The organism is Streptomyces sp. NPDC087420 (assembly GCF_044744165.1).
GTDB lineage: Bacteria > Actinomycetota > Actinomycetes > Streptomycetales > Streptomycetaceae > Streptomyces.
Genome location: NZ_JBIUXU010000010.1, coordinates 85,230 through 99,296 on the forward strand (window position 1 = coordinate 85,230; position 14,067 = coordinate 99,296).

Below are 14,067 nucleotides of genomic sequence, written 5' to 3' on the forward strand. Positions count from 1 at the left end.
AGGAGGGGCACCCCACACGTGTGGGGTGCCCCTCCTCCGTAAGACCCGGCAGGACCGGTCCGATGCGACGGCCGCCGTCTACTCCACCACGAGCAGTCCGTCCCGCAGCCGCCCGGTGATCCGGGACAGCAGCCGGGACACGTGCATCTGGGTGACGCCCAGTTCGGCGCCGATCTCCGCCTGTGTCATCTCGTCGCCGAAGCGCATCTGGAGGATCTGCCGCTCCCGGTCGTCCAGCTCCTGGATGAGCGGCTTGAGCGCCTGGACGTTCTCCGCCGTCTCCAGGCCCGCGTCGGGGGCGCCGAGGCGGTCGGAGAGCGGGGCCGAGGAGTCCGAGGAGTCGTCGGAGGGGATGTCGATCGACCCGGCCGTGTAGCCGTTGCCGGCGACGACGCCCTCGATGACCTCGTCCTCGTCCAGCCCGAGGTGTTCGGCCAGCTCGGCCGTCGTGGGCCCGCGGTCCAGCCGCTGCGACAGGTCGTCCGTCGCCCGGGCGAGGTCTATGCGCAGCTCCTGGAGCCGGCGCGGCACATGCACCGCCCAACTGGTGTCCCGGAAGAACCGCTTGATCTCGCCGACGATGTACGGGACGGCGAAGGTCGCGAACTCCACCTCGCGGGTGAGCTCGAAGCGGTCGATCGCCTTGATCAGGCCGATGGTGCCGACCTGGACGATGTCCTCCATCTGGTCCGCGCGGTTACGGAACCGGCCCGCCGCGTACCGCACCAGTGAAAGGTTCAGCTCGATCAGGGTGTTGCGCGCGTACTGGTACTCGTGCGTGCCCTCTTCCAGCTCCGTGAGCCGGGCGAAGAAGAGCTTCGAGATCTCCCGTGCGTCCTTGGGTGCCACGTCCGCCGGGCGCTCCAGATACGGAAGGGCGTGCTCCGTGGACGCGGCGTCGTGCCGGGTCCCGTAGCGGATGCTCGTCGCCGGCACCGTGTTCGCCGTGGACACATCGGCCTCCCTTGCTCCGTGGACAGTGCGGGGAGGCGCTTACCCGGTCCTCACACATCCATGTCCACGAACTTCAGATATTTTTCCGGACGTCGGACACGGACCCCCGACCGGGACCTGGGAGGCGGGCTGAACGCGCCCCTTCACCTCGGGCCGGCTCAGCCCCAACTGGCGTGCAGCGGCTTGCCCTCGGCGTATCCGGCGGCGCTCTGGACCCCGACGACGGCCTTGTCCGTGAACTCCGCCAGGGAGCCCGCCCCCGCGTAGGTGCACGCCGAGCGCACGCCCGCGACGATCGAGTCGATCAGGTCCTCGACACCCGGCCTGGCCGGGTCGAGGAACATCCGGGAGGTCGAGATGCCCTCCTCGAACACCGCCTTGCGCGCCCGGTCGTACGCCGACTCCTCGCTCGTACGGTTGCGTACGGCGCGGGCGGACGCCATCCCGAAGGACTCCTTGTACAGCCGCCCGTCGGACGCCTCCTGGAGGTCGCCCGGCGACTCGTACGTCCCCGCGAACCACGAGCCGATCATCACGTTCGACGCACCGGCGGCGAGCGCCATGGCGACGTCGCGCGGGTGCCGTACGCCACCGTCGGCCCACACGTGCTTGCCGTGCCGCCTGGCCTCGGCGGCGCACTCCAGGACGGCCGAGAACTGCGGCCTGCCCACGCCGGTCATCATGCGCGTGGTGCACATGGCGCCGGGGCCGACCCCGACCTTGACGATGTCCGCGCCCGCCTCGATCAGATCCCGTACCCCCTCGGCGGAGACGACGTTGCCCGCGACGACCGGCACGTCGGGGCGGAGCGCGCGGACGGCCTTGACCGCGGCGAGCATCGACTCCTGGTGACCGTGCGCGGTGTCGACCACCAGCGTGTCGATCCCGGCGTCGAGCAACTGCCGGGCCTTGCCCGCCACGTCACCGTTGATCCCGACGGCGGCGGCGATCCGCAGCCGGCCCCCGCCGTCGACGGCGGGGGTGTAGAGGGTGGCGCGCAGGGCGCCCTTGCGGGTGAGGATCCCGGCGAGCCGCCCGTCCGCGTCCACGGCCGGGGCGAGCTTGCGGTTGGCGCCGTCGAGGGCGTTGAACGCCTCATGCGGGTCCCTGTCCGCGGCGATCGCCAGCACGTCCTTGGACATGACCTCGGAGAGCTGGGTGAAGCGGTCCACACCGGTGAGGTCGTGCTCGGTGACGATCCCGACGGGACGGCGGTCGGCGTCGACCACCACCCCCGCGCCGTGGGCCCGCTTGGGCAGCAGGGACAGCGCGTCGCCGACGGTCTGGGAGGGCGAAAGCACGATCGGGGTGTCCAGTACGAGGTGCCGTGTCTTGACCCAGGCGACGACGTCGGCGACGACCTCGATGGGGATGTCCTGGGGGATGACGACGAGCCCGCCGCGCCGGGCGACCGTCTCGGCCATCCGGCGGCCCGCGATCGCGGTCATGTTCGCCACGACGAGCGGGATGGTGGTGCCGGTGCCGTCGGGGGCGGAGAGGTCGACGTCCTGACGGGAGGCGACGGCCGACCGGCCGGGGACCATGAACACATCGTCGTACGTCAGGTCGTAGGACGGTGTCTGGCCGTTGAGGAAACGCATGCTGACCCTGTCACCTGGAGTTCTACGGAAGGGGTGGGCGGGGAGTCAGCACCGGGCCGAAGCGGACCGGGGCGGCGGCTCCTGTGTCATCATCGCCGATCACCCGGTCCCGGGGCGAACACCGGGACCCGGTTCTGTGGCTTCCTCCGGACACCGGGCAGCGATCTTGGACGTTCGTCCGGTCGCGACCGCGTGCGTCCGTCGGGTCCACGTCCGCGCGTCGGGACCACCTCCCTCGGGTCTACGTCCGTCGGGTCCACGTCCGTCGGGACCACGTGACGGGGAAGACCCGGAAATCCCGGCGACCGCCTCAGTCGCCGTCCGGGTCCGACCGCTCCAGCGCGGGGCGCGGCGCCGGCGTGAACTCCGTCAGCAGGAAGTCCGCCGCCGCCGTGTCCGTGACCAGGCTGGTGACCAGCCCGGAGCGCAGCACCGCCCCGATCGCCTCGGCCTTGCGCAGCCCGCCCGCGATCGCCACGACCTCCGGGATACGGCGCAGCCGGTCGGCCTCGACCGTGATGCACCGCTCCCCCAGGTCACGGCCGACCCGGCGGCCCTCCGCGTCGAAGAGGTGCGCGGACATCTCGGCGGCGACGCCGAGCGAGGCGTAGTGGGACCGCTCCTCGTCGCTCAGCATGTCGTGGACCGTGGAGATCCCGGCCTCCCACGAGCCGATGGACACGGCCGCGACCGTCACCTTGTCGAAGTACTCGAAGGCGCGTGCGATGCCCGGCTGGCTGCGCAGCGCGGCGGCCGTCGCCGGGTCGGGGAGCAGCATGGGCGCGTAGATGGGGTGGGCCTCGCCGCCGGAGACCTGGGCGGCGCGCCGTACGGCCTCGACCGAGCCGCGCTCGGCCGTGCCCGCGTCGTACACCCCGGTGAGCTGGACGACCGTGCAGGGCGGCAGCCGGTCGAGCGCGGCGGCCATGTGGATCGTCGAGCGGCCCCAGGCCAGCCCGAGCACATCGCCCTCCGCGACCAGTTCGCCGAGCAGGTCGGCGGCCACCTCGCCGAGGTTCTCCGGGTCGGGCGACTCGTCGGCGGCCTCCGCGGGGGATTCCACGACCACGGCGTGCCGCAGGCCGTAGCGGGCCCGCAGGGCGTCGGAGCGCTCCGCGTCCAGCTCGGCGGGTACACGGATCTCGATCCGTACGAGATCGCGCTCCAGAGCCGTCTCCAGGACCCGGGCCACCTTGAAGCGGCTGACGCCGAACTCCTCCGCGATCTGGATCTTGGACTTGCCCTCGAGGTAGAAACGGCGTGCCATGGCCGCCGCCTGCACCAGCTCCGCGGGTCCCATCCGCAGGGCCGGCCGACCCGCCGACATACCAGACACCGCGATCTCCTCACTGCTCTTCACACTCTGGGCTCTTCGCACTCCGGATCCGCTCTTCATCCTGTCAGATCCAGCCGTTCTTGATCAGGCCTGTTGGGCCCCGTTCACTTACGTGTGGCTCAGTGGTCGATTCGGTGCGCACACCCGATCAGCGCGGGCGCACGACCGTTCACCGGGCGCGCGCCGGCTCAGTGCGCGCACGCCCACGACGCGGCGGCGGTCGCCTCGTTCGCCTGGTTGCGCAGCATCCGTACGGCGGCGGCCGGATCGTCCGTCCCGTACACCGCCGAACCGGCGACGAAGACGTCCGCTCCCGCCTCGGCGCAGCGCTCGATGGTGGTGGCGGAGACCCCGCCGTCGACCTGGAGCCACAGCTCCAGGCCGTGCTTGGAGATCAGCTGCCTGGCACGGCGGATCTTCGGCAGCATGATGTCCAGGAAGGCCTGGCCTCCGAAGCCCGGCTCGACCGTCATGATCAGCAGCATGTCGAGTTCGGGGAGGAGGTCTTCGTACGGCTCGATCGGCGTCGCCGGCTTCAGCGCCATGGACGCCCTGGCCCCCTTGGCCCGGATCTCACGGGCCAGCCGTACGGGCGCGGCGGCGGCCTCCACGTGGAAGGTCACCGAGCCCGCCCCCGCCTCGACGTACTGCGGGGCCCAGCGGTCCGGGTCCGCGATCATCAGGTGGCAGTCCAGCGGGGTGTCCGTCGCCCGTCCGAGCGCCTCGACCACCGGCACGCCGAGGGTCAGGTTCGGTACGAAGTGGTTGTCCATGACGTCGACATGGAGCCAGTCGGCGCCTTCGACCGCCTTCGCCTCCTCGGCGAGACGCGAGAAGTCGGCGGACAGGATGCTGGGGTTGATCTGAGCCATGTGCCAAGCCTGCCATGCTCCGGGCCGCTTCCCGACCGTCCGGGGGACCCCGGGTCGACCCGATGTCCGCCACGGACAGTCACACTCCGCGCAATCCTCGCGTATCGCGCGGACGGGTGACGCGGTGGGCGCCGAAGGGGCGCGCGGTCCGCGCCCACGGGTGGGCGTTCCGGAACGCCGGACCGGCCTGATCCGCTCGTCCGGCGTCGGGGGCAGATCAAGCCCGTCCGGCGATTGAGGACACCGCCGCGTCAGCGGCGGTCACGCCCCGCGAGCCGACCGGTCACGCCGTACGCGCCCACGGCTCACGCGGTACGGCGCAGCAGGGCCAGGTACATCGCGTCCGTGCCGTGCAGATGCGGCCAGAGCTGGACGTCGGGGCCGTCCCCCAGCGCGGGCACACCCGGCATCAGCGGCCGGGCGTCGACCCATTCCGCGGCGACGGCCGGCCCGCCGCGTCCGCCGAGGACGTCCTCGACCACGATCCGGGTCTCGGCGAGGTGCGGCGAGCACGTCGCGTACCCGACGATCCCACCGATCCGTACGGCGCCCAGCGCCTCGCGCAGCAGGCCGCGCTGGAGCGGGGCGAAGCCCTCCAGGTCCTCCGGGCGGCGCCGCCAGCGCGACTCGGGGCGGCGGCGCAGGGCGCCGAGGCCCGAGCACGGGACGTCGACCAGCACCCGGTCGAAGGAACCGGGGACCCACGGCGGGCGGGTGCCGTCGGCGGTGATCACCTGGTACGGGCCCGGGTTCCCGGCGAGCGCGCGGGCCACGAGGCGCGCGCGGTGGGGCAGTTTCTCGGCGGCCACCAGGAAGGCACCGCGTTCGGCGGCGAGGGCGGCCATCAGGGCCGCCTTCCCGCCGGGGCCCGCGCAGCCGTCGAGCCAGCGCGCGTCCTGGCCGTCGAGCGGGGCGTTGGCCACGGCCGCCGCGACCAGCTGGCTGCCCTCGTCCTGGACCCCGGCCCGGCCGTCCCGTACGGCGTCCAGCGCACCGGGCTCGCCGCCCTCGGCCAGCCGTACCGCGTAGGGCGACCAGCGCCCCGGCAGCGCGGAGTCCTCGCCGACCGCTTCGAGCAGTTCGGCGGTGGTGGAGCGGCCGGGGCGGGCGACGAGCGTCACCTCGGGGCGTTCGTTGTCCGCTTCGAGCAGGTCCTCGATGCCGGCGCGGCCGCCGCCCAGCGCGTCCCACAGCGCGGAGACCACCCAGCGCGGGTGCGAGTGGACCACCGCGAGATGGTCCTCGGGGTCCTGGTCGTACGACGGGGCGACCTGCTGGAGCCAGGAGTCCAGGTCGTGCTGCGAGATCTTCCGTAGGACGGCGTTGACGAACCGCGCGCGGCCGTCGCCGAGCACCACCCGGGCCAGCTCGACACTGGCGGAGACGGCGGCGTGCGTGGGGATGCGGGTGCCGAGGAGCTGGTGGGCGCCGAGGGCCAGCACGTCCAGCACGGGCGGGTCGACCTCGCGCAGCGGCCGGTCGATGCACGCGGAGATGATCGCGTCGTACGTGCCCTGGCGGCGCAGCGTCCCGTACACCAGCTCGGTGGCGAGGGCCGCGTCGCGGGTCTCGAACTCCTTGTTCTCCCTGGCCTTCTTAAGGAGGGGCGGAAGAACGAGGTTCGCGTAAGCGTCCCGTTCGTCCACCGCCCGCAGCGCCTCGAAGGCGAGCATCCGCACGGGATCCTTCTTGGGGCGGCGGTACGGGGTGGCGGGACGGCGACGGGCCTGCTCGTTCAAAGGTGCTCCGCGGTGAGAAAGAGTCGATCCCTCTCAGCCTACGTCGGCGGCGCCCAGCCGTTCGCCCGGGGCGATCCGTACCCCGCGGGCCCAGTCGGCGGCGCGCATCGGCTTCTTGCCCTGCGGCTGGACCCAGAGCAGCTCGATGTCGTGCGAACCGGTCCCCGCGTGCACGGTGTTCTTGCCCACGGCCAGCTCGCCGGGGGCCAGTTCCGTACGGCCCGGGAACAGCCCCAGCTGAATCAGCTTGAGCCGCTCGCCGCGGAAGACCGTCCAGGCGCCGGGGGCGGGGGTGCAGGCGCGGACGACCCGGTCGACGCGCAGCGCGGGCGCCCCCCAGTCGACGCGCGCGTCCTCGACGGTCAGCTTCGGGGCGAGCGTGATGCCCTCGGCGGGCTGCGGGCGGGGCTTGAGGGTGCCGTCCTCGATGCCGTCCATGGTCGCGGCCAGCAGTCCCGAGCCCGCGAAGGCGAGCCGGGTCAGCAGATCGCCGCTGGTGTCGGTGGGCCGTACCGCCTCGGTGATCACACCGTAGACCGGCCCCGAGTCCAGCCCCTCCTCGATCTGGAAGGTGGCCGCGCCGGTCATCTCGTCACCGGCCATGACCGCGTGCTGTACGGGCGCGGCGCCGCGCCAGGCGGGCAGCAGCGAGAAGTGCAGGTTCACCCAGCCGTGGGCGGGGATGGCGAGGGCGACGCGGGGAAGCAGCGCGCCGTACGCGACCACCGGGCAGCAGTCGGGGGCGATCTCCCGCAGCCGGGCGAGGAAGTCCTCGTCGCGGGGTTTCGCGGGCTTGAGCACCTCGATGCCGGCCTCCTCCGCGCGTTCGGCGACCGGGCTGGCGACCAGCCTGCGCCCGCGTCCCGCGGGGGCGTCGGGCCGGGTCACGACGGCGGCGACCTCGTGCCTGCCCGAGGCGAGGAGTGCGTCCAGGGCGGGTACGGCGACCTCGGGGGTGCCGGCGAAGACGAGCTTCATCGGTGGCTGACTGCCTCTCGGACGGGTGCGGTACGGGTGCGGGGGTCGCTCGCGCGGTGACCGGCTGGTACGGGGCGCGAGCGACGCACCAGTCTATGGGGCGGCGGGGGTGGGGCCTGAGGGGGCGTACGTCGTGGCGCGCGCCCCGCGCATATGCGGATACGCCCCCGCAGCGTGACCACAACGGCGGGTTACGCGTTGTCAAGGGAGATTGACCTACACGGGCCGCACCGGTGCGGCCCGGATCCTTTTCAACGCCGGTTCGAGAGGCTTGTTCATGGCCGACCACACAACCCACGACGCACAAGCCCGTGCAAGTCTGCACCTTCTGGTGAGGGACATCGAGCGGGTCAGGCGTCAGGTGGACGCGCTGCGCACCCTCACCGCCCAGCTGGGGAACGTCTACCGCCCGCGCCGCTCAGGACCGTCGACGGGCTTCGTCGTCTACGGCAGAGCCCCCGCGCCGACCGTCCGCCTCGCACAGGAGCTGCGGGACAGCGTCGAGACCCTGGTGACGGCGGCCGTGGACTTCGACCGCTCGCTGGGTTTCTCCTGGGACGCGGTGGGGTCGGCGCTGGGGGTCACCAAGCAGGCGGTGCACCGCCGTTACGGCGCGCGGCGGGCGACACCGCAGCCGGGCGCGGCGGAGGCGGACCACGCCGCCTCCCAGGACCCCGCCGCGCCACCGCCGTCCCGTCCGGCGCTGCCGGCCGTCCCCGGCCCCCTGCCGGCGGTCCCGGCGGCACGCTCGATGCCACCCCAGCCGACGGCGAGCACGCAGTCGCTCCGCGAGGAGACCCGCCCGACCGCGTTCCCGGGCCCTCGGGGCGGCTGAGGGGGTGTCCTCAATCGCCGGACGGGCTTGGAAACGCCCGTCCGGCGCCCATCAGTCCGGGCTGGCACCCACCATCCCGTCAGGCGCCCCTCACCGCCTGTCCGGCGTCCCTTCAAGCCGTCCGGCACCCGTCACACCCCTCCCCGCGCATATCCATCCGCCCGGGCAACCCGTCAAGCCCGTCCGGCGATTGAGGACACAGCGAGACCGAAGGCCGCGCGACGCCCCCTACCGCCCGCACCGCCCGCCCCGCCCCCACCTCAGCCGATGTCGGGCGGATCGATCCTCACCCGCACGGGCTCCGCCCCACCCCGCGCCAACCGCCCCGCCAACGCCGCCTTCAGCGCCCCCGCCAGCGCCGCCCCGCTCCCCGGCGGCACCCGCAGCAGCGCCCGCTCCCAGACCTCCCCCGGCGGCGGATCGCCGGGCCTGCGCGGCCGGCCCGGGTCCGCCACCGGCAGGGGTACGGGCCCCAGCACCTCCACGTCGGGCGGCAGCGCGGCGGAGCCCAGGAACGCGCCGACCGTCTCCGCCCGCCCCGTCACCGCCGCCATCCGGGACACCGGCGGGAAACCCAGCTCGGCCCGCTCCGCCAGCTCGCGCTGCGCGTGCCCCACCGGGTCCCAGCGCACCAGCGCCTGCACCGGCCGCTGCGTGGGCTCCGCGACGATCACGACCGTGCCGCCCTCCCCCTGCCCGCGCACCAGCGACGCCGCCTGCATCCAGCGCCGCAACGCCTCCTCGCCCGCCCGCAGATCGGGCCGCCCGAGCATCGCCCAGCCGTCCAGCAGCAGCGCGGCCGCGTACCCGCCGCCCTCCGCGACCGGCTCGGCCCCCGGCGTACTGACAACGAGGGCGGGACGCCCGGGCACGGAGTCGAGCACGTGGTCGCGGCCCGACGTACGCACCGGAACCGCCGGGAAGGCCCGTCCCAGCTCCTCCGCCGTCCGCCGCGCCCCCACGATCTGCGCGCGCAGCCGCGTACTGCCGCACTCCACGCAGCGCCAGGCCGGCTCGCCCCTTCCGCACCACGTGCAGTGCAACTCCCGCTGCTCCGGGGCCTCCAGCGGCCCCGCGCAGTGCCGGCAGCGGGCGGGCGTACGACAGCGTTCGCAGGCCAGCCGGGGCACATAGCCGCGCCGGGGGACCTGCACCAGCACCGGGCCTGTCTTGAGCCCCTCCCTGACGGCCTGCCAGGCCAGGCTGGGCAGCCGGGCCACCCGCGCGGCCTCGTCCCTGGCCAGCTCGCCGTCGCCGACGGTACGGACCAGCGGGGCGGCCGTCCGTACCTGCTCGCGATCGGCGGCCAGCGGCAGCGCCCAGCCGGTCTCGACCAGCTGGGCCGCCTCGACCGTGCAGCTCGTACTGCCCAGCAGGAAGCCGCACTTGTCGTGGGCGGCGCGCAGCAGCAGGACCTCACGCGCGTGCGGCTGCGGCGCGTGCTGCTCGCTGTGGCTGCCGTCGCCGTCGTCCCAGAGGGCCACCAGGCCCAGGTTCCGTACGGGCGCGAACATCGCCGCACGGGTCCCGACCACCGCGCGCACCGCGCCGCGCCGCACGGCCAGCCACTCCCGGTACCGCTTCTCGGGACCGGCCTCGGCCGTCAGCAGCGCGTGGTGCCCGGCACCCAGCAGTTCCGTGAGCGCCTCGTAGACCCGGCCCGCCACCCGCCCGTCCGGTACGACGACGAGGGCGCCCCGGTCGGAGGCCAGCGTGGCCGCCACGGCCCGCGCCAGCTCGTCCGCCCAGTGCGGCCCCGGCAGCGCGGTCCACACGGCACGCGGCGCCCCGCCCCCGGCGAGCGCGTCGAGGAACGCCGCGCCCTTCCCGTACCGCTCCCAGGTCCCCGGCCCCGGCGCGGCGGGCGGCGGCAGCGGCTCGGGCGACGGCCTGCCCTCCGCGCGCGCGTTCCTGGGCGGTACGGCCAGCTGCAACACGTCCGCCAGGCTCCCCGCGTACCGGTCGGCGACCGCCCGTGCGAGCCCCAGCAGCTCCGCGCCGAGCACGGGCTCGGGCGACACCACCCCGGCCAGCGCGGCCAGCGGCCCGGCGTAGTCGGACTCGGCCCGGCGCTCCACGACAAACCCGTCGATCAGCCGCCCGCCCTCACGCCGCCCGCCCCGCACCTGCCGCGCCCCGGCCCCGAACCGCACCCGCACCCGCACCCCGGGCTGCGCGTCCCGGTCCAGCTCCTCGGGCACCGCGTAGTCGAAGAACTGGTCGAGGTGCAGCACCCCCTTGTTCACCACCACCCGCGCCACCGGCAACTCCCCCGCCAGCGCGGCCCCCCGCCACGTCCGCGGCTTCGCCCGCGGCACCTTGGCCTTCCGCACGGTCTCCCGAATGAACGCGAGCTGCTCGGGCCCGCCCCCCTCACCGGACCCCTCAGGCTGCTTGTCGTCGCTGCTCACAGCCCCATACCTACCAGACCCCACCGACACCGGCGGACCTGCCGCCGGTCGGGGCAGAACGCGGGCCGTCCGGGCCAGGACGCGGCGGACCCCGGTCACCGTGAAAGGTGGCCGGGGTCCGTCGTGCGGTGCTGGGGTACTACAGGCCCGCCGCCTCGCGGAGGGCGTCCACGCGGTCCTTGCGCTCCCAGGTGAATTCGGGGAGCTCGCGGCCGAAGTGGCCGTACGCCGCCGTCTGGGCGTAGATCGGGCGGAGCAGGTCCAGGTCGCGGATGATCGCGGCCGGGCGGAGGTCGAAGACGTGGGCGATGGCCTGCTCGATCTTCTCCGGGTCGACCGTGTGCGTGCCGAAGGTCTCCACGAAGAGGCCGACCGGCTCGGCCTTGCCGATCGCGTACGCGACCTGGACCTCGCAGCGGGAGGCCAGGCCGGCCGCGACGACGTTCTTCGCGACCCAGCGCATCGCGTACGCCGCCGAGCGGTCGACCTTCGACGGGTCCTTGCCCGAGAAGGCGCCGCCGCCGTGGCGGGCCATGCCGCCGTACGTGTCGATGATGATCTTGCGGCCGGTCAGGCCGGCGTCGCCCATCGGGCCGCCGATCTCGAAGCGGCCGGTCGGGTTGACGAGCAGGCGGTAGCCCTCGGTGTCGAGCTTGATGCCGTCCTCGACCAGCTGGTTCAGGACGTGCTCGACGACGAACTCGCGGACGTCGGGCGCCAGCAGCGAGTCCAGGTCGATGTCCGAGGCGTGCTGGGAGGAGACGACGACCGTGTCGAGACGGACGGCCTTGTCGCCGTCGTACTCGATGGTGACCTGCGTCTTGCCGTCCGGGCGCAGGTACGGGATGGTCCCGTTCTTGCGGACCTCGGACAGGCGCCGGGAGAGCCGGTGCGCCAGGTGGATCGGGAGGGGCATCAGTTCGGGCGTCTCGTCGCACGCGTAGCCGAACATCAGGCCCTGGTCGCCCGCGCCCTGCTTGTCGAGCTCGTCACCCTCTTCACCGGTGGCGGACCCCTCGACACGCTTCTCGTACGCGGTGTCGACACCCTGCGCGATGTCGGGCGACTGGGCGCCGATGGACACCGACACGCCGCAGGAGGCGCCGTCGAAGCCCTTCTTCGACGAGTCGTAACCGATGTCCAGGATCTTGTCGCGGACCAGCTGGGCGATCGGCGCGTACGCCTTGGTGGTCACCTCGCCGGCCACGTGGACCTGGCCTGTGGTGATCAAGGTCTCCACGGCGACCCGGGAGGTCGGGTCCTCCCGCAGGAGCGCGTCGAGAATGGTGTCGCTGATCTGGTCAGCGATCTTGTCGGGGTGACCTTCGGTCACTGACTCCGAGGTGAAGAGACGACGGGACACAACGCTCCCTGAGGTTGCAGCGGCTGCTGGCTCAAACATGGGTGGTTCCGGAACGGCGGGGGGCTGCGCCCCGCGACGCTCCTCGACCACTTTATCGGTCAGATGCGGACACCGGGCCACGTTTCTCGATCCATGAAGGTTTCATGGTGTGCATCGGCGTGGCGCCGGATCCGCCGATCGGGCCCCGCCCGTCGGCAATATGCCGCTTATGCTGGGGTTTTCCGGGGTCTTCAGCTGCGGGTGGAGCGGGATCCGGCGAAACGCCGTCCGACACTCCGCCACAGAGAATTCATGCGTTTCTGGATCCGGGGTCGAGTCCGGCGGGGCCCAGGCGCGGGACCACCAGGTCCCAGACGACGTCCGCGAGCGCTTCTTTGGGGCCGTACGGCACCGGTGTCTCGCCCCCGCCGGCCTCGAGGACCACCGCTTCGTTCTCCTCCGCGCCGAAGGTCCTGCGCTCCCCCACCTCGTTGACGACCAGCAGGTCGCAGCCCTTGCGGAGCAGCTTGCGCCGGCCGTTGGCGAGGACGTCGTCCGTCTCCGCCGCGAAGCCGACCACCACCTGCCCGGGCCGGGCGCGCTCGCCCGCGATCTCGGCGAGGATGTCCGGGTTGCGGACCAGCGTGACGGGAGCGGGCTCCTCGCCGTCCTTCTTCTTGATCTTCCCCGGCGCGTAGGCGGCGGGCCGGAAGTCGGCGACGGCCGCCGCCATCACCACCGCGTCCGCGTCCGCCGCGGCCTTCAGCACGGCCTCGCGCAGCTGCACCGCCGTCCCCGCATGAACCACGTCGACGCCCGCCGGATCGGTCATGCCCGTGTTGGCCTCGATCAGCGTCACGCGCGCGCCACGGGCCGCCGCCGTACGGGCCAGGGCGTATCCCTGCTTCCCCGACGAGCGGTTCCCCAGGTAGCGGACGGGGTCCAGCGGCTCGCGCGTCCCGCCCGCGCTGACCACGACATGGCGTCCCGCCAGGTCGGGGGCGGTCACCCCGCGGGCCAGCACCCGGCGGCAGACCTCGAAGATCTCGCCCGGGTCCGGCAGCCGCCCCTTGCCGGTGTCGACGCCGGTGAGCCGCCCCACCGCCGGTTCGATGACGATCGCGCCCCGCCGGCGGAGCGTCGCCACGTTCTCCTGGGTCGCGGGGTGTTCCCACATCTCGGTGTGCATCGCGGGGGCGAAGACGACGGGACAGCGCGCGGTGAGGAGCGTGTTGGTGAGCAGGTCGCCGGCGAGGCCGTGGGCCGCCTTCGCGAGGAGGTCGGCGGTGGCCGGTGCCACCACGACCAGGTCGGCGCTCTGCCCGATGCGTACGTGCGGCACCTCGTGCACGTCGTCCCAGACCTCGGTGGAGACCGGGTGGCCGGAGAGCGCGGACCAGGTGGCCGCCCCCACAAAACGCAGCGCGGCCCCGGTCGGCACGACCCGTACGTCATGGCCCGACTCGGTCAGCCGCCGCAGCAGCTCGCACGCCTTGTACGCGGCGATCCCGCCCGCGACTCCCAGAACAACCTTCGGCCTGCCGTCCACCGTGTCTCCTCCCAGGGAATGACACACCACAGGCCCGGCAGTCGCGCTGCCGGGCCTGGGTGAAAGTGCGTGTACGTGACTGAGCGCGGGTGTACGTGCCTACTGGGCCGGGCCGTCGATGGCCTCGGAGGTCAGCAGACCGGCGTTGATCTCGCGCAGCGCGATCGAGAGCGGCTTCTCGTGGACGTGGGTGTCCACCAGCGGGCCGACGTACTCCAGCAGGCCCTCGCCGAGCTGCGAGTAGTACGCGTTGATCTGGCGCGCGCGCTTGGCCGCGTAGATCACGAGGCTGTACTTCGAGTCCGTGGCCTCAAGCAACTCGTCGATCGGCGGGTTGATGATGCCCTCGGGCGTGGAAATGGAAGAGGACACTCTCTGGCCTTCCGAAGAAAATTCAGGGAAACGCTAAGGGACTAAGAACAAACGTTGACACCGGCCGATGCCGAAGAT

At 73.1% G+C, this 14,067-nt stretch carries 11 protein-coding genes; 1 reads left to right on the forward strand and 10 read right to left on the reverse strand.

Annotated elements, in window-relative coordinates; genetic code table 11:
* Positions 1-78: 78 nt before the first annotated feature.
* The 6 genes from ACIO1C_RS21670 to fmt form a co-directional block, all read right to left on the reverse strand.
* The gene (locus ACIO1C_RS21670; RefSeq protein ID WP_401865957.1) at positions 79-954 is read right to left on the reverse strand and encodes a SigB/SigF/SigG family RNA polymerase sigma factor; all 876 of its coding nucleotides are present in this window, start codon (positions 952-954) and stop codon (positions 79-81) included.
* 158 nt (positions 955-1,112) lie between these two features.
* Positions 1,113-2,555 carry a GuaB1 family IMP dehydrogenase-related protein gene (locus ACIO1C_RS21675; protein ID WP_401865959.1) on the reverse strand — a complete coding sequence of 481 codons (1,443 nt, stop codon included), beginning with the start codon at positions 2,553-2,555 and terminating at the stop codon, positions 1,113-1,115.
* Positions 2,556-2,865: 310 nt separating this feature from the next.
* Positions 2,866-3,915: a sugar-binding domain-containing protein gene (locus ACIO1C_RS21680; protein WP_327237566.1), complete on the reverse strand. Its 1,050-nt coding sequence runs from the start codon at positions 3,913-3,915 to the stop codon at positions 2,866-2,868.
* A 164-nt stretch (positions 3,916-4,079) separates the two neighbouring features.
* Positions 4,080-4,763, reverse strand: a complete 684-nt coding sequence (gene rpe, locus ACIO1C_RS21685) for a ribulose-phosphate 3-epimerase (RefSeq protein ID WP_401865961.1) — start codon at positions 4,761-4,763, stop codon at positions 4,080-4,082.
* 305 nt (positions 4,764-5,068) lie between these two features.
* Positions 5,069-6,502 (reverse strand): RsmB/NOP family class I SAM-dependent RNA methyltransferase, encoded by a 1,434-nt coding sequence (locus ACIO1C_RS21690; RefSeq protein WP_401865963.1) that lies wholly within the window; start codon positions 6,500-6,502, stop codon positions 5,069-5,071.
* A 33-nt stretch (positions 6,503-6,535) separates the two neighbouring features.
* On the reverse strand, positions 6,536-7,480 hold the full coding sequence (fmt, locus tag ACIO1C_RS21695) for a methionyl-tRNA formyltransferase (protein WP_401865965.1): 945 nt from the start codon (positions 7,478-7,480) through the stop codon (positions 6,536-6,538).
* A 277-nt stretch (positions 7,481-7,757) separates the two neighbouring features.
* Between fmt and ACIO1C_RS21700 the strand changes: the two genes are divergently transcribed.
* Complete coding sequence (locus tag ACIO1C_RS21700) at positions 7,758-8,315, forward strand: hypothetical protein (protein ID WP_401865967.1); 558 nt, start codon at positions 7,758-7,760, stop codon at positions 8,313-8,315.
* 260 nt (positions 8,316-8,575) lie between these two features.
* Here ACIO1C_RS21700 and ACIO1C_RS21705 read toward each other — a convergent pair whose 3' ends face one another.
* From ACIO1C_RS21705 to rpoZ, 4 genes are all read right to left on the reverse strand, one after another.
* Positions 8,576-10,726: a primosomal protein N' gene (locus ACIO1C_RS21705; protein ID WP_401865969.1), complete on the reverse strand. Its 2,151-nt coding sequence runs from the start codon at positions 10,724-10,726 to the stop codon at positions 8,576-8,578.
* Between the two features lie 139 nt (positions 10,727-10,865).
* The gene (metK, locus tag ACIO1C_RS21710; RefSeq protein ID WP_401865971.1) at positions 10,866-12,089 is read right to left on the reverse strand and encodes a methionine adenosyltransferase; all 1,224 of its coding nucleotides are present in this window, start codon (positions 12,087-12,089) and stop codon (positions 10,866-10,868) included.
* Positions 12,090-12,378: 289 nt separating this feature from the next.
* Positions 12,379-13,617, reverse strand: coding sequence for a bifunctional phosphopantothenoylcysteine decarboxylase/phosphopantothenate--cysteine ligase CoaBC (coaBC, locus tag ACIO1C_RS21715; protein WP_401865973.1), 1,239 nt, complete (start codon positions 13,615-13,617; stop codon positions 12,379-12,381).
* Positions 13,618-13,716: 99 nt separating this feature from the next.
* Positions 13,717-13,989 (reverse strand): DNA-directed RNA polymerase subunit omega, encoded by a 273-nt coding sequence (gene rpoZ / locus ACIO1C_RS21720; protein ID WP_023542989.1) that lies wholly within the window; start codon positions 13,987-13,989, stop codon positions 13,717-13,719.
* Between the last annotated feature and the right edge of the window lie 78 nt (positions 13,990-14,067).